Raw genomic sequence first — 16,374 nt, forward strand, 5'->3', positions numbered from 1 at the left:
TGCTCTTTATACTGCCTTGTTCTTTTTTCCGTACTGATTCTTCTGTCCTCTGCTGCTGTCTCTTCTGGCAGCATTCTTTTCACTGGAGCGCTTCCCATAACCGCCCTGGCTGCTGCTCTTTTTAGCAGGAACATATCTCTTCTCGGTGGTCTCTTCTTCCGGGAGGTCCATGAGAGGATAGCTGTGCTCCGCCACCACACCGATCTTCTTTCCGATGAGCTTCTCGATGTCTCTCAGGAGATGTTGCTCGGCAGAATCACAGAAGGACAAGGCAACTCCGCCAAGTCCGGCTCTGCCTGTACGCCCGATACGGTGTACATAGGTTTCTGCCACTTCAGGAAGATCGAAGATGATCACATGGGAAAGCTCCTCCACATCGATGCCTCGGGCAGCGATGTCCGTGGCCACAAGTATTCTTGTTTCACGATCCTTGAAGTTCTTCAGTGCCAGCTGCCTTGCATTCTGAGACTTGTTGCCGTGAATGGCCTGGGCTTTGAATTTCATCTTCTCCAGGGCTTTCACGATCTTGTCCGCACCATGCTTGGTTCTGGAAAACACAAGAACTCTGTCCATGTCTATGGAACCCAGAAGATCCGTCAGAAGATGAATCTTGTTCTTCTTGTTCACATGATAGACCGACTGGCTGATGGTATCCACTGTGGATGCCACCGGAGTGATGGTGACTTTCTCCGGTCTGTGCAGGATGGTGTTGGCCAGCACTTCGATTTCCTTCGGCATGGTGGCCGAGAAAAAGAGGGTCTGTCTTTTCTGAGGAAGATAGGAAATGATTTTCTTCACGTCATGAAGCATCCCCATATCCAGCATCATATCCGCTTCGTCCAGCACAAAGTGTTCCACCTGGGAGAGATTGATGAACTTCTGGGAAATGAGATCCAGCAGTCTTCCTGGTGTGGCAACGAGAACATCGATGCCTCTGCCTAAAGTTGCTGTCTGGGGATTCTGTGAAACTCCTCCGAAAATCACGGTGGTCTTCAGATTCAGATATCTGCTGTAATTCTTGAAGTTATCGCTGATCTGTATGGCCAGTTCTCTGGTAGGTGCCAGAACCAGCGCTCGGATCTTTCTCTTCCCGTTAAAGGTCTGATTCTTGGACAGCGCCTCCAGAATCGGCAGCGCAAAGGCTGCTGTCTTTCCGGTTCCTGTCTGGGCACAGCCTAAAAGGTCTTTTCCTTCCAGAAGCTTTGGAATGGACTGCTCCTGGATGGGGGTGGCTTCACTGTACCCTTCATCCTTCAAGGCTTTCTGTATGGGCAGGGTCAGGTTCATTTCTGTAAATAACAATATATACTCCTTCAGCATGACAATCCTGTCATGTCTTTTTTATTCAGCCTTTTTTATCTCACCGGTATGCTCAGAAATGAACAAAAAGAGGAACGCGCAATGCGTTCCCATACATTGAATCTCATTTATTTCTGATGACCAGCTGCAAAATACTTCATAAAAAGCACATGGATGGTCACTACCTAAAAAAGTCGCTTTGATTACTATAACATACTTTCCTGAAAAATGCTTTCTTTTCTTTTCAGGAGAGCATCCGTCTCTGTTTTCTCATTGATCCGCGTAGATTCTGGGTTCCTTCACATTCATCACATACCAGGCGGCGTTTTTGCCCACATGAGTCACCTTCACCTCGCCGAAGACTTCGCTCATTTCTTTCCGGGCTACCTTGATGAACCGGAAATAGTCACCCTTCTCCAGATATTCAACAACACTGATGTGCAGGGCGCGTTTTTCGTTGAAGTCGTGTATGATCACTTTTCTTCTGGAAACTCTCTTCATTTCTTCATAGAGAACTCGCCGCTCCTCTTCCGGCATGCCATGCAGCACATAGGAACTGATGACAGCATCAAAACTGTTGTCCTCAAAAGGAAGCCTGGCCGGATTCTTCATATGATGAAACCGGATGTTCTGCTTTCTGGTCTTCCACATGGCCACTTTCAGCATATCCCTGGCGGGGTCTATGCCTGTGGCCTGGTAGCCTGCATGCTCGAGAACCGATAAAAGCGCACCGGTTCCACACCCCAGATCCAATATCTGCATAGGGGGAAAGATGCCTTCTTTCTCCATCATTTCAGGTACAAAGGCATAGTTCTTTTTCTGAATCTCATAAAACATGCCATAGATCGGGGCGATTTTATCAAACAGCTTTTTCTTCGATTTCTCCATGACTCCATCCTCCATTTCATTCATAGGATCACACGCCATTTACTGCTCATTTTCTGCCATTATAGGACGAGAAGAGAAGGAAGTAAAGAGAAAAATCTGAACATGACCTATAACCTGCTTAACGGTATGTTCCTATGCCATGAGATTAGAAAAGGAACGGGATCAATGCTTTTCTTCGCATCTCCCCGTTCCTCTTTTCAGTTATTCTGCAGTTTCTGAAAAACGATTCGCAAAATCAAAAGTCTTCTTCCATTTCAAGAAAACCATCAAACTTCAGAATCTGCTCCTTCGGAATACCAAGGATCTTATACCTTAGGATCATGGTATCCACTGTTTCAATATACGCTTCATTCTTAACAAGGACTCTCAGCACCAGCTGGTTGTCTTCCTCCACGGGGGCATCCTGAACCAGCACATAGTCAATGAGGCCTTCTGACCGGTACTTCTGATATTCCGACTCGTCCATTGCCCCTGTATGCTTCTTCTTATCGATGAAATACTCCACTTCAACCTGATCATGCATCTTGCTGATGAGGGAACCGTCTTTGCTGCGCATATCGAGTTCAATCATCTCCGGACGCAGATAGCCCTCCCAGTGCAGTCCATAGCTCAGATAGTAGTTTTCACCGATGTCCAATGCTTCCCTGGAAAGCTTTGTGGAGTCCCCCAGACTGAAGCTGCTGGTCAAATAATTTGCGGTGAATGCGGCGGCTAGAACAATCACAATAATCATTGCATAGAGCCATTTTTTCATGGACCTTTCCTCCCATCGTTTTTTTCTTGTGCTTTTCATCGATATCCGTTCTTCTAGATTTCTTCATTGGGCTTGTCCTGCATTCTAGCTTTAGGTATTTTCTGAAGGGTCTGGTCACACTAATTCAGACCCTCACCATTCTTATATAGATTATATAATTTTCTTTCCAATTTGAATATCCTTGAATTTGAAAGAATACAAAAAAAGATCTGTGAAAACACAAAGGTTTTCGCAGATCTTCCTACTCTATCTACCGTGATGGCCGCCGCATCCGCCACCTCCGTGATGATCATGATTATGGTCATGCCCGCTGCAAGGTACGCCTGTGGTGGAAAGACTGCCTTCCACATACTTTCTCACCGCATCCGTGGGGTGACCGGAGATGCCCGATATCACTTCAATCCCTCTCTCCGAAAGCTTAGCCACAGCATTTTGCCCCAGCCCTCCGGCAATGAGCACATGAATGTTCTGCTCTCCGAGGAACAAGGGCATGGCACCATGTCTGTGCTCGGGACTTGTGATGAACTCCGTGGACAGGATTTCATTTTCCTTTACTTCGAAGATGTCGAACCCTTCACTGTGACCAAAATGTGGCGCGATGACTCCACCTGTTTTCGCAACTGCTATTCTCATGATTTTCTCCTCCTGCCTACAGCATTTCATCAAGTTTATCTGCTATTGCCGTAAATTCTCCGCTCATATGACGCTCAATCTCACCTTTGTCGCAGGCTTCGGCTAGATTCGGGTCAATGGAAATCTTACCCAGAATCTCCAGGCCATACTCTCTGGAAATCTCATCCAGGTGACTTTCACCGAAGATCTTATACTCTTTTCCGGTATCAGGGCAGGTGAAATGAGAGTAGTTCTCCACCACGCCCAGGACCTTGATGTTCATCATATCAGCCATCTTCACGGCTTTGGATACCACCATGGATACCAGTTCCTGTGGGCTGGTCACGATGATGATGCCATCCATGGTGATGGACTGAAATACCGTCAGGGGCACATCTCCTGTGCCAGGAGGCATATCGATGAAAAGAAAGTCATTTTCTCCCCAGACCACATCCGAAAAGAACTGCTTTACCGTATTGGCCAGAATCGGTCCTCTCCAGACCACCGGGTCCGTTTCGTTTTCAAGCAGCAGATTGATGGACATGAGCTCGATGCCCGTTCTTGTTTCCACGGGCATGACACCATGCTCCGTCGCCATGGCCTTTCCTTTGATGCCAAAGGTCTTGGGGATGGAGGGACCTGTGATGTCCGCATCCAGCACCGCTGTGCGATAGCCTTTTCTGTTCATCTCCACTGCCATCATGGCTGTCACGGAGGATTTCCCCACACCGCCTTTTCCGCTGACCACACCAATGACATGCTTGAAACTGCTCAGGGCATTGGTCTTGATGTTGAAATCGTACTTCTTTTCTTTCTTTTCATTGGATATTTCAATCATTTTATTCCTTCTCCCTCTGCATCCGTTTTCTTCTACCACGGCAGTCTTCAGAATCACTTCTACAGCTGCACTTTCTTTCAGCATCTTCCGAAAGACGGATTTCACCACCCTGGATATGCATATCCAGACCGAATACCAGCATCTGAGCAATCTTGTTCCTGGCTGAAACATAGATGCTCTGCACTGTGGTTCTGGCTACGCCCATGACATTGGCACATTCCTCCTGGGTCATTTTCTCCTGATCCATGAGCCTTATGGTCTCATACTCATCCACCGTCATTTCAATGATCTCGGAATCCATGTTCCTGATGCCCTTGGGACCAAATCGGTTGTATTCAGGCATGCAGCAGACTTTTCTCCATTTCACCGGTCTTGGCATGTTTCTCTCGCCTTCCTTTCAAGCTTCTGTTCTTATTCTACTCCATTATCGACATATGTCAATAATCAATTTTCTAGATTGTGATCTGATTTCTGTCATTGTAGAGTGTCTTATACCCGAAGATAAGCGCAGCGAAAACAGCCAGACACACCACAGCCGTGATGGCGATCATGATGGCGATCTGATACAGAATCGCGGTCATGGGAAGGGTTCCGGATAGGATCTGTCCAGTCATCATACCAGGGAGAGAAATGATGCCCATACCCATCATCCTGTTCATGGTCGGAACCAGCGCAGTTTCCAGCGCATTGTTCACAAAGGGAAGCAGGATCTTCTTTGGCGTCACGCCCAGGTACAGAAGTGATTCCACACGACTTCTCTGCGCCTTGAGATTCTCATTGAAGGACTTCAGTGCCAGTGAAAGCCCGGTCATGGCATTTCCGAAGATCATACCGCTGAGGGGAATCGTGTACTGAGGATTGAAGAAGTCCATGCCCACAACAATCTGAACAAAGAAGAATACGATCAGCGTACCCGATCCAGCCAGGGAAAGTCCGATGGCCAGCTTGAACTTCTTATTGAGCTCTTTGTTCTGGTTCAGCACTCTGATGGTGGCGAAAGTGGTCATGGCGATGATGTAGGCCACGGTGAACAACGGATGAGGATTTTCCAGGATATAGGTCAGAACAAGTCCCGCCAGAACCAGCTGCACCGTCATTCTGAAGCTGGCCACAACAAGGAGCTTGGACTGATTGATCTTTGATTTCTTCATGATGAAGAGCACCACGAGAAGAAGCACATAGATCAGCGCGAATTGAGCCAGGTTGATTTCTACGACACCCATCAGTTTTCCCTCCTTTCAATGGTGATTACTTCATCGGCATAGTCCTCAGAGAGCTTCTCATCATGACTCACCACAATCATGGTGATCCCGTTCTCTCTGCAGAATGCTTTCAGATTGCCAAGAACCTTTCCAGCCGTGGAGGCATCCAGCGCCGATGTAGGTTCATCCATCATGATGACCTTGGGCAGGAAGGAAATGCAGATGGCGATATAGATTCTCTGCCGCTCACCGCCCGATAGCCTCACACAGGACTCCTCCAGCCTGAAATCCGCATGGCAGAGCTTCAGGTATTTCTTCATGGTCTCATCATCGGGAGCAGGGAGATCGCGGTACGCATAGTACATTCTGAAATTCTCTCTGATGGTTTCATCAAAAAGATAGACATTCTGCCCGATGAGAATGACTTCCTTTCTAAGCTCGATGGTATCCATCTCACTGATGTCCTTACCCTCATAGTAGATTTCTCCTTCTTCCGGAGTCAAGGTGGCGTTCAGGAGTTTCAGAAGGGTACTCTTCCCCGCTCCACTGGCACCCTGAATGAATGTGGTGTTCCCCGAGCTGATTTCCATTTTAGGATACTCGAGAATTCCACCGAACTTGGGTTTTTCGATCGCAAAAATTATATCCATGCTTCCCTCACTCTTTCTTTTGTTATTTTCATATATAAAAATAGTTTAACACAATCATGAAAAATTCGTTCTTCTATGATGCATTGTAAAAATATCGACCAGAGCGTGACGCTCTGGTCTCATTCAGTCCTTCAGGTTGTGATTTTTGTATTGAACTCTTTCCGCTCAATGGTTCCCCACTGATTCTTCTTCGGTCTGTAACCGAAGAAGGCCCGCAGTCTCCACCAGGTGGTCAGCTGCCTGTACCCGAAATTCTCCAGGACCGCATAAAGCATCATCCTGAGATAATCAGAAATCTTGTCATATTTCATGAAATTGTATTCCTCCAGCATCACAGAGGTGATGGAAAGGAAGATGCCGTAAAGCACCGCAAAGGTGAAGTACAAAAGGGCAAACTCCACATTGAGAATCCCCAGAAAAAGAGATCCGATGACAGAAATATAGCCTAGAATCTCCACCACAGGTCCCAGCATTTCGATAAGGAAATAGTAGGGCATGGCCACAAGACCGATGACGCCATACTTCGGATTGAGGATCATGGAACGGTTACTCAGCAGGGAATCCATGAGCCCTCTGTGCCACCTTATTCTCTGTCCCTTCAGCGATTTCAGATCCTCGGGAGCCTGAGTCCAGCAGACCGGGTCCGGTACAAAGACGATTTCATAGTCCTTCTCCTCCTGTCTCATCTGTCTGTGCATCTTCAGGATCAGTTCCATATCCTCCCCGATGGTGTTCTCCGTATATCCCCCCACCTTCAGCACGATGCTTTTTCTGAACACACCGAAAGCGCCTGAAACGATCAGAAGACTGTCCAGTTCGCTCCAGCCCATCCTGCCGAAGAGAAAGGCCCGGAGATATTCGATGGTCTGAAAGGTCGGAAGCGCTTTTCTGGAAAGCCCCACCTCTTCAATGAACCCGCTTTTCACCTTGGATCCGTTGAGAACTCGGACGATTCCGCCGCTGGCCACAACGCGCTCCGGATCATCAATGAAGGGTCTCACCACCTTAAGGAGAGAGTTCTTCTCCAGGATGCTGTCCGCATCGATGGCGGTGAAAAGCGGATACTTTGCCACATTTATCCCCGCATTCAGGGCATCGGCCTTCCCTCCGTTGACCTTGTCCACCACCTTGAGATTGATTCTCTTTGAGGAAAGATAGATGCCCTTCACATCCTTGGTATGGACTTCCTTTTTATAAGGACTGTCGAGCTTTTTCAGATCAAAGGCTCTGATGAGGGTTTTCATGGTGTCATCTTTCGACCCGTCATTGATGACCACCACCTCGAACTGGCTGTATTCGATGGCCAGCAGAGATTCGATGTTGTCCACGATGGTTTTGGCTTCATTGTAGCAGGGTACCAGTATGGACACTGGGGGAACATAGACCGAGGATATCATCTTCTTGTAGGGCCAGCTCCTGAGATTTTCCCGATAACGCCTGATTCCTCTTAAGGCCAGCGCCAGAAGCAGTGAATTCACCACATTCATAAATATGAGATAATACAGAGAGAACTGACTGAATCCAGCAAGAATGGCCAATACAGCATCTTTAAGCATTCGTTCTCACCTCCATTTTTTTCTTCTTGTATGTGTTTATGTTCTCCAGTATCTGATCTCCGTTTCTGAATCCCGATATCCTTCCTCTCAGGTCATACAGCGCAAGCTCACGACTGATGATGCCCCAGGCTTTGTCTCTGGCGAAGGAATCGGTCGAGAAGAGGTTTTCCGAAAGCGCTAAAACGCCCTTTTCTCCAAGCTGAAAGAGACTCTCTGACGCATTGAAGCGCACAAACCAGTTGGGATCTTCCATGAGCTTCTTGAGTCCTGATAGAACCTCCTCATCAGGATCCTCGGCATGACTCATGGCTCTGGCTGTGAATGCGCGAATCTCCCAGTCCTTATCCTGCAGCAGCACGGAAAGCAGGTTCTTCATTTCCCCGCAGTCAAAGCACTTCAGGGAAATCGCCGCTTTCAGCGCGGAGATCTTCACTTCCTTCTCCTCTGAAAAGAGTCCTTCCCGTATGTAGGGCTTCACACGCACATCTTTTCTTGTGCCCAGGGTTTCTATGGCCAGAGATTTCTTTACAGGGTCTTCTCCCTTCATGTAGGTTTCCATCTGGGGGAAAATGTCTTCCTCCGTGATTTCTGACAAGAGTTCCAGCACTTTCGCCTTCTGTGCATAATCCGTACTTTTCATGTTGGTGATGACATGATCGATTTCTTCGGTACCCCCAATCTGGATCAGGGCTCTTGTGACGCACTGAGACAGTTCTCTCTGGTCCGTTCGGATTTTCTTCAGAAGCGGCAGCGCTTCTCTGATTCTCAGGATTCCTAAAGCGTAGGCTGCCACAGCTTTTCGTAGATCCGAAGGATTTTTAAGCGCCTTCATCTCCTCCTCTACGAATCCCGTTTCTCTGGCAATCTTTCTCAGATGCCCATGGGTACTGGGTTCATATTTCAGGAAGGAGTCCAGAATGATATTCTTCAGAATCCCCCTTTCCTCTGCATTCTTGGGTTTCGGTATTTCCTTTTCTTTTTCACTTATATACTGGTAGATCATGGCCTCATAGAAAACAGCAAGTCTTTTGTTTTCTTCCGCTTTTCTGTTGTTTACGATTTTGTTGATCAGCAGGGCGAAGAATAAGATCAGGTTGATGGCGATCAGTATCAGAACGCCATAAAAAGCAATTTCTGTTATATTCATAGTTCATACTCCAATACAGATAATCTTAATAATGATAAATAAACGTGTACAAAAACTAATTCCATGATAAGCTAAAAAGAGCTGACAGACAACAACTTTTATGAAACTCTAGGATGTGAACTATATGAAAAAAATACTTATCATACTACTAGTCTTTTTGATCATTCCCATATATTCAGTATTGAACCCTCCCATCTACGAACCTGAGACAGAAGTTACGGATGGAATCCTTCGCTCCGCTCAGCTGGAAGCGAATCGGTTCCAGGTCCTTTCAGGAGGAACGTGGACCGATCTCACCGTGAAAGGGGTGAACATCGGGATGACCAGACCCGGAACCTGGCCAGGCGAAGCTGGAATCTCCTATGAGGAGTATTACAGGTGGCTGGAAATGATCGGCGAAATGAATGCCAATACCATCAGAATCTACACCATCCATCCACCTGCCTTCTATGAAGCGCTCTATGACTACAATCTTCATCACAAGGAGAAGATCTATCTCTTCCACGGTGTCTGGATTGATGAAGAGCCTCTGGTTGAGACCCTGGATGCCTTCGGAGAAGAATCCTATGAACCCTTCAAGGAAGAAATCAGAAACGTGGTGGATCTCATCCATGGAAATGCGCATCTCCCCGAGCGCCCTGGCCATGCCAGCGGGGCTTACACAAAGGATGTGTCTCCCTATGTCATCGGATGGATTCTGGGCATCGAATGGTTCCCGGATATGGTCCGAAACGTCAATGAGACCTACACCGAGCTGGGTGAATTTGAAGGCGCCTTCTTCACAACGAAAAACGCCACCGGCTTTGAATACTTCCTGGCGGATGTGATGGACCATACAGCCGTCTATGAAATGGAGCACTACAAAGCTGCAAGACCCATGAGTTTCACCAACTGGGTCACCACGGATCTTCTGGATCATCCCTATGAGCCCTTTGAAGAGGAGGATATGGTCAGCGTGAATCCGAATCACATCCTCCCCGTTTCAGATACCATAGACTATTTCGCCTCCTATCACGTCTATCCCTACTATCCGGATTTTCTGAATTTCGATCCGAAGTACACAGAGTATACCGATCAGGAGGGCAAGAAGAACAACTATGCGGGGTACATCAGTGACCTGATAAAAGAGCATGAGATGCCTGTGCTCATTGCCGAATTCGGCATTCCCGCCTCCAGGGGCCTCACCCATGAGAATGTGCAGGGCTGGAACCAGGGATTCATGGGTGAAGAAGAGCAGGGAGAGATTGTGTCCACACTTTATGAGAGCATCATAGCGGAAGGATATCTGGGCGGCCTCATCTTCTCCTGGCAGGATGAATGGTTCAAACGCACCTGGAACACCATAGACCTGGACAATCCCGACAGGAGGCCCTACTGGAGCAATGCCCAGACCAATGAGCAGCAGTTCGGGATTCTCAGCTTCGACCGCCTTCTGATCCATACGGACGGCCGTCTGAAGGACTGGAAAAAGGTCGAAGAGAAAACCGTCTATGAAATGAATAGGGACTTTTCCTCGGATTTCAGGAAGATTCAGATGACCCACGATGAGCGTTATCTCTATCTGTCTCTGGAACTTCAGGAATCCATGTCGCCAGAAGATGAGGTCGTGATTCTTCTAAACACCCATCCGGACCAGGGAAACACCAGACATCCGGGACTGGACCTCACCACAGAAGAGGGCATGGAGTATCTCATCCGCTTAGGAGATGAGGAAGACTCCAGAATCCTTGTGGACCGATACTACAACATCCACCAGTATCTTTATGCCCATAAGCTCAAAATGCTTCCACAGCGGGACACAGATGGAAAAAGAAACAGTGGCCACTACGATGAAATCCGTCTTGCCCTGAACAAGGAGCTCACCATTCCTTTCACAGAAGAAACAGTTCCCTTCTCGGATTACGAGACCGGAAAACTGCGAAGAGGCATTTCTGACCCGGATGCGCCGGAGTATGATTCACTGTCGGACTACGACATCGATCATGAGAAAGGGATTCTGGAAGTCCGGATTCCATGGCTTCTCCTGGGCTTCACCGACCCCAGCACCAAAGAAATCATGGGGGATGTCTATGCGCAGGATCTGTCCTCGCGCAGAAATATTGATGGGATTTCCTTTGCCGCTGTATCCCTGAAAGGCGCCTCTTTCAGTGCATCTGTCCCAGAGGAAGATGGTGTCCTGAAAAAAGAGGATCTCCATACCTATACCTGGAATGAATGGACACAGCCGGTGGTGAAGGAGAGGCTGAAGAAATCCTATCCCATCCTTCAGAAACTGTTTTCTCAGTACTGATAATGAGGTATCCCTCAAACAGAAAACGTCCAGATCTGCAGATACGCTGCAGGTCCGGACGTTTTTTATGTTCTTGTGTTACTTACTCTTTTCAAGCATGGAACCTTCGCTTTTTTTGAAGGATCCGCTATTCCTCTTCCGGAAGCTCCCCTCGTAGGGTTGCTTCGATTTCCTCATCCATTTCAATATCCTCTGGCTCCACCTTGGGCATTCTTCTCTTGTCTCTGTAGATCACCGGAGAAGTGGCGAAGAACACGCCTTCCTCGAAGGCCGTTCTTTCCATGGTGAGTAGCTCCTTTGCAATGGTGGTGACGTTCCGCCTGAAATCAGGAGAGTGAATCCCTTCCACGGTCTCTCCTCTGGTCTTTCTGTAGTAGGAGTAATTCTTCCAGAGACTGTGGGTGATTTTCTTCACCGTGGACGGTTTCCTCAGCACCTCCAGAATCTCTTTTCTGATGGAGCTGATTTCTTCTTCGCTGATCTTTCCAAGGTCCGCCAGCTTTCTTCCCATATCTCTCGCCCATGTATCATCGATTTCCTGGCAGAGGAATTTCAGCGCATACCAGGCTTTATATAGATCGTCCTTGTTTTTCATCTCCAGAGACCGGAACCAGTGGAACGCCAGAAGTCTTCTTCTCCAGTCCCACCACTTGATGGGGCTTTGGAGATCCGATGCGGGTATGAGAAAGAGCTCCTCATCCAGGAGAACAGAGCCGAATATCCCTGGCGGATTTCCTCTCTTCTGCTTTTTCAGAGATGTTCTGTAGACTCCGCAGGTAGGACTGCCGTCCATATAGACATAGGCTGTGACTTCCGCCCTTTTCAGCGTTTCCAGACAGGCGATGGACCCCAGTTTCACTTCCTCGGTGACATCTCTTCCTCTACGGTTCTTGATGATGGCTTCTCCTGTCCAGACCATTGCCCCGTTTCCTCCAGAAAGATGAATGGGGTCTCTTGGGACACCCAGTCCGGACATGGTCTCAGGGCAGACTGGACACCAGTTGAAATCCTGTTTTTCCCGCCCCAGATTCTGCAGCATATCCCATCCCTTGTTGTTGTAGCGCACTGGACTGCCCATGCAGCAGGCGCTGATGCCGATGTTTATTTTTTCATGGATGATGATGTTTTTCTTTTCCACTTCTTTTCCCCCCGAATATTCTATTTTTTCATTTCCATTGTCTTCTTCTTTGACAGAAAGTAGCATGCTTCCCCTTCAGATACTTATTCTTCCTTTACGAAAAAGTTCATCGATTTCCCTCAGTTCCTCCTGGATCATGTTTCGATCCAGCTCCGCAAAGGACTGATGTGCAAGAATCTCCTCGAGATAGTCTGTATGTCGCCTGATGATTTCTCTGTTCTGCTCATTGGATTTTTCAAGGATATGTCTGTGGGCTTTGATGATGGAAAGCACCACAAAGATATCCTCCTTGCCGTAATGGATCAGCTGGTTGAACGTATCCGACAGCAGCTTGTCCAGATCGTAGCTTTCCCTGTAAAGAGAGGCCCTGTTGCCGTTGTCCTCATCCCGAATGACCACATATCCGGCTTTCAGCTCAGACAGTTCGCGAAGAAGAAGCCCCAGATCCCTGATGCACTGAATGGCCGTATTGGGATCATTGATGCCAGGAGAGAGAGCTTTCATGGCCACTTCCACCAGTTTCTGAATGGAAAAGCTGAAATCCTGCACTTCCGTGCGCCGATCCCCGATATCCAGGCTTCTGCCGATTTCCTCAGAAAGATTGCCTTTCAGATCGCTGTTTCTGTCGTAGTAGATCTTTGCGATGATATCCGCATCCGTTACAAACTGACCTGGAAGCTTATCGAAAATAATCAGCACTTTGTTCTCCGTCGCGATTTCGAAGAGCCTTCTGTAGTAAATTTCAGCAATATAGCCGCTTTTCGGACTTCTTATGGCCAGTTTCGCTTCAAAATTCTCGATTTCCTCTTTTCCGATGGAATCATAATTTTCTGTTTCTTCCTTGTAGATGGCAATGTCATCCAAGGCCTTATCAAACAGACGGTCTATGAGATTGCTCGCCTGGATGTAGGTGCCCACATTGTTGATGTACATGATGAAGTTGATGAGCCCCACCAGAATGTAAATGACGCCGAAGGTTCCAGCCAGAATCTTGAAATCTGAAAGGATCTCTCTGATGAAAAGAAGAGAGAGAATGGAATACATGAATCCACTGACAAAGATTCCGAAAGATTTCATGGTGCTTTTCTGCGTCAGAAAATTTTCCACCACTCTTGGAGAGTACTGAGATGTGTACATGGTCAGCACCACCATGGTGGTGGAAAAGGTGAAGGTCATGATGGTGATGAACGCACTGGCTATGATGGACAGCACGGACTTGGCCAGGTCTGTGCTGGTGGTGAGAATTCGAGGGATATAGGGTGAGATGTCAAAGAAGATCCTCGAATCCACAATGATGACGATGCTTGCCAGTACAATGGCAAGCAGGGTATATAAAACCGGATAGAGCCAGATGCTTCTTCGTATGTTATAGAGTATTCTTTTGAGATTCATAGATTCCTCCCATCAGACCGCTTCAGCCTTCCGTATCGTGAGCGATTTCACGTAGTTTCTTCACCTGATCATCTCTTCCCAGAACAACCATGGCATCTCCTGCATGGAGCCTTTCATTGGGACCGGGATTGAAGAACATGTTCTTTTCCTCTTTTCTTCGAAGGGCCAGCACAATGAGTCCCGTCTTTTCCGGAATGGCACTGTCTTTCAGGGTGAGATCGCATAGAGAAGAACCTTCTCTGATGTTCACATCTTCCAGACTGAGCACCACATCCCCCGCATGGGTGATGGCATCCAGAAAACTGATGACCTTCGGTCTCAGCATCATGGTCGCCATACGGATTCCTCCGATCTCATTGGGAGAAACCGTGTTGTTGGCTCCCGCCTTCTTCAGCTTCTCGCTGGCATTCTCCTCCACAGCCCTTGCCACGATATGAAGCTCACTGTTCATCTGTCTTGCCGTGAGCACGGTATAGACGTTATCAGCATCTTTGGGCAGTGTGGCCACCAGCCCTTTTGCAAAGGCGATTCTGGCCTTATTCAGCGTCCCTTCATGGGTGGCGTCGCCTTCCACATAAAGAATATCCGACTCTTTCAGCTCCTCAATGACCTTTTTATCGCTGTCTATGACCACAAAGGGTATATTCTGCTTTTTGAACTGTGCCAGGGTATAAAATCCTGTTTCCCCCGCACCGCATATGATGTAATGATTCTCCAGTTTACTGATTATATTCTCCATCCTCTTTAATTTCCAAGCCTCCTTGATTTCTCCCTCCACGAAGAGAGAAACGATATTTGAAACCACATATCCCACCGTTCCGATGCTCATGATGATGATGAACATGGAAAACAGCTTCGCCTCCGGCGTCATCTCCGTCACTTCTTTGTAGCCCACTGTAGAGACGGTGATGACCGTCATATACAGGGCGTCCACCAGTGGAATATCCAGTAGAAATCTGTACCCGATGGTCCCTGTCAGGATAAGAATAAAAATAAGCAGCACAAGAACCATGACTCTTCTCCGATTCTCCATATATTCACCTGCCTCTTATGATTTATCAAAGTTCAGAAATTTCTGAACCCCTTCTATAGTATTATACCATAAGGTTTTATCCATGCTATGTACTAAGTGAAACCAGATTCCTAATCAGAAATCCAGCTGAACCGGTACTCATAATGGTCTGGCCCCGCTGTATCCGGTGCATGCCCGAGGATCATCCCGCCACTGAGATTTCTCTCCACTGCGGCGAGATGGAAATGGCACAGAGCAATGCCAAGGTCCAGTCTCTGAATATCATATGGAAAAGCATCACTATAGCCGACGCTTCTGGCTTCGTAGAAATGAAAGGCATCGCCCTTTTTCAGCACTCTCCAGGGCTGTTTATTGGATGCAGACGGCGCAAGCCGCACCATCTCCAGAGGCATCTCGTACACGCCGGCTTCTTCCCTGGATAGAGGGCGGCTAAACTCCTCCCTGAAGAAAAGCTCCGGCCAGGGTTTTCTCTGGTTTCCCTTGGCGATGAACCTCACCAGATGATCCGTCATGCTTCTGGTTTCCCTGGGATACCCGATGGGCGTGATGGCAGGAAAAAGCATGCCTTCCTCGATGGCCATGGCTTTTCTGAAATCCCCTCTCTTGAACGTTCCGCCGAGCCAGCAGGTTCCGATGTTTCTGGAAGCGGCGAAAAGCATCAGCTTTTCCATCTCATACCCCAGCGCTTCCAGTGCATAGGGCACCTCTTTCACAGCAGCCCCGATGTAATGTGCTGTTCCCTTGATGACGCCATAGGTGCCCAGGGATTTCCCGGTTTCTTCCGCTTCCAGGAAGAAGAACTTCACTTCCACGGCAAAGGGATTCGACAGGGAGTCCATAAAAGCCTCAATGGCCACTTTATCCACAGGGGTGAGAGGATTCTCCACATAGGTGCGCACAGATTTTCTCTTTTCTATGACTTCTTCCACAGGTTTCTCGAAAATTCTATTCATGTTCTTCATCCTTTCTCTTTCACAGGGATCCTTCCTTATCGAACCAGACTTTTGGCCATCCAGATATCAGGCTTTCCGATGCCATTGGCATCCGGGATCACCCCAATGATGATATAGCCCATCTTCTGATAGAATTCATAGGGATGTCCCTTATAGTTTCTGATTTCCGCCATCTTCCTGAAAGGGTCCTGAAAAAGATCCCCCTCACTGAGGCTGGTGGCCCCATTTTCATCATCGGTGCCCAGATACAGGGTCACGCCGCCACCTTCCGCCACCTTTTCCTCCAGAAGAGAGACCAGTTTTCCTCCTATGCCCCTGCCGCGAAGATCCTTTCTCACCACCAGAGGATGAAGTTCCCATCCGGTGTACCCGTATTGGGGAATCGCTCCGATGAGCCCCACAAGTTCTCCCTTAAGGACCGCTTTCACGGCAATTCTCTCTTCCTCTAAGATGCTATGGACTTCTTCTTCCGGACCCTCTCCGTAGGCCTGGGGAAAAGCTTCTCTAAGAAGCTCAGCCGCCTGCTTTTCATGTTCTGTGTTTCCTTTTCTGAACAGCTCCAGTCTCATTTCTTCCATAACTATACACCTCTTTTCTGTTCTTTCTGCTTTATGCAGGACTC

16 protein-coding genes are annotated in these 16,374 nt (G+C 47.9%); 1 reads left to right on the forward strand and 15 read right to left on the reverse strand.

The genetic code is table 11. The features are described 5' to 3' along the window. Nucleotides 1–6: 6 nt before the first annotated feature. The 10 genes from J3A84_RS12460 to J3A84_RS12505 form a co-directional block, all read right to left on the reverse strand. Nucleotides 7–1,302: a DEAD/DEAH box helicase gene (locus J3A84_RS12460; protein ID WP_207600370.1), complete on the reverse strand. Its 1,296-nt coding sequence runs from the start codon at nucleotides 1,300–1,302 to the stop codon at nucleotides 7–9. A gap of 267 nt (nucleotides 1,303–1,569) precedes the next feature. Continuing rightward, nucleotides 1,570–2,187: a class I SAM-dependent methyltransferase gene (locus tag J3A84_RS12465; RefSeq protein WP_207600371.1), complete on the reverse strand. Its 618-nt coding sequence runs from the start codon at nucleotides 2,185–2,187 to the stop codon at nucleotides 1,570–1,572. A 235-nt stretch (nucleotides 2,188–2,422) separates the two neighbouring features. Continuing rightward, nucleotides 2,423–2,941, reverse strand: coding sequence for a hypothetical protein (locus J3A84_RS12470; protein ID WP_207600372.1), 519 nt, complete (start codon nucleotides 2,939–2,941; stop codon nucleotides 2,423–2,425). 246 nt (nucleotides 2,942–3,187) lie between these two features. Next, nucleotides 3,188–3,574: a NifB/NifX family molybdenum-iron cluster-binding protein gene (locus J3A84_RS12475; RefSeq protein ID WP_207600373.1), complete on the reverse strand. Its 387-nt coding sequence runs from the start codon at nucleotides 3,572–3,574 to the stop codon at nucleotides 3,188–3,190. A 16-nt stretch (nucleotides 3,575–3,590) separates the two neighbouring features. Next, nucleotides 3,591–4,391: an Mrp/NBP35 family ATP-binding protein gene (locus J3A84_RS12480; protein WP_207600374.1), complete on the reverse strand. Its 801-nt coding sequence runs from the start codon at nucleotides 4,389–4,391 to the stop codon at nucleotides 3,591–3,593. Between the two features lies 1 nt (nucleotide 4,392). Beyond that, nucleotides 4,393–4,770: a DUF134 domain-containing protein gene (locus tag J3A84_RS12485; protein ID WP_207600375.1), complete on the reverse strand. Its 378-nt coding sequence runs from the start codon at nucleotides 4,768–4,770 to the stop codon at nucleotides 4,393–4,395. A gap of 73 nt (nucleotides 4,771–4,843) precedes the next feature. After that, complete coding sequence (locus J3A84_RS12490; RefSeq protein ID WP_242694212.1) at nucleotides 4,844–5,614, reverse strand: ABC transporter permease; 771 nt, start codon at nucleotides 5,612–5,614, stop codon at nucleotides 4,844–4,846. Continuing rightward, nucleotides 5,614–6,243: an ABC transporter ATP-binding protein gene (locus tag J3A84_RS12495; RefSeq protein WP_207600376.1), complete on the reverse strand. Its 630-nt coding sequence runs from the start codon at nucleotides 6,241–6,243 to the stop codon at nucleotides 5,614–5,616. Before J3A84_RS12495 ends, J3A84_RS12490 begins: the two co-directional genes overlap by 1 nt. Nucleotides 6,244–6,374: 131 nt before the next feature. Then, entirely contained in the window at nucleotides 6,375–7,799 is a 1,425-nt protein-coding gene (locus J3A84_RS12500) for a glycosyltransferase family 2 protein (protein WP_207600377.1), read from the reverse strand. Further along, entirely contained in the window at nucleotides 7,792–8,946 is a 1,155-nt protein-coding gene (locus tag J3A84_RS12505; protein ID WP_207600378.1) for a HEAT repeat domain-containing protein, read from the reverse strand. The genes J3A84_RS12500 and J3A84_RS12505 overlap by 8 nt, the downstream gene beginning before the upstream one ends. 124 nt (nucleotides 8,947–9,070) lie before the next feature. On the opposite strand from J3A84_RS12505, the gene J3A84_RS12510 reads away from it, so the two are divergent. Beyond that, the gene (locus J3A84_RS12510) at nucleotides 9,071–11,236 is read left to right on the forward strand and encodes a family 2 glycosyl transferase (protein WP_207600379.1); all 2,166 of its coding nucleotides are present in this window, start codon (nucleotides 9,071–9,073) and stop codon (nucleotides 11,234–11,236) included. Nucleotides 11,237–11,363: 127 nt separating this feature from the next. Here the strand turns inward: J3A84_RS12510 and J3A84_RS12515 are convergent, their stop codons facing one another. From J3A84_RS12515 to J3A84_RS12535, 5 genes are all read right to left on the reverse strand, one after another. Continuing rightward, nucleotides 11,364–12,374 carry a 2-thiouracil desulfurase family protein gene (locus tag J3A84_RS12515; protein WP_207600380.1) on the reverse strand — a complete coding sequence of 337 codons (1,011 nt, stop codon included), beginning with the start codon at nucleotides 12,372–12,374 and terminating at the stop codon, nucleotides 11,364–11,366. Between the two features lie 75 nt (nucleotides 12,375–12,449). After that, nucleotides 12,450–13,766, reverse strand: coding sequence for a DUF2254 domain-containing protein (locus J3A84_RS12520; RefSeq protein ID WP_207600381.1), 1,317 nt, complete (start codon nucleotides 13,764–13,766; stop codon nucleotides 12,450–12,452). A 22-nt stretch (nucleotides 13,767–13,788) separates the two neighbouring features. Beyond that, complete coding sequence (locus J3A84_RS12525; RefSeq protein WP_207600382.1) at nucleotides 13,789–14,799, reverse strand: potassium channel family protein; 1,011 nt, start codon at nucleotides 14,797–14,799, stop codon at nucleotides 13,789–13,791. A gap of 110 nt (nucleotides 14,800–14,909) precedes the next feature. Then, nucleotides 14,910–15,752, reverse strand: coding sequence for a nitroreductase family protein (locus tag J3A84_RS12530; protein WP_207600383.1), 843 nt, complete (start codon nucleotides 15,750–15,752; stop codon nucleotides 14,910–14,912). Nucleotides 15,753–15,787: 35 nt separating this feature from the next. Next, complete coding sequence (locus J3A84_RS12535) at nucleotides 15,788–16,321, reverse strand: GNAT family N-acetyltransferase (RefSeq protein WP_207600481.1); 534 nt, start codon at nucleotides 16,319–16,321, stop codon at nucleotides 15,788–15,790. Between the last annotated feature and the right edge of the window lie 53 nt (nucleotides 16,322–16,374).

The sequence above is a fragment of the Proteiniclasticum aestuarii genome, from assembly GCF_017368455.1.
GTDB classification, from domain to species: Bacteria; Bacillota; Clostridia; order Clostridiales; family Clostridiaceae; genus Proteiniclasticum; species Proteiniclasticum aestuarii.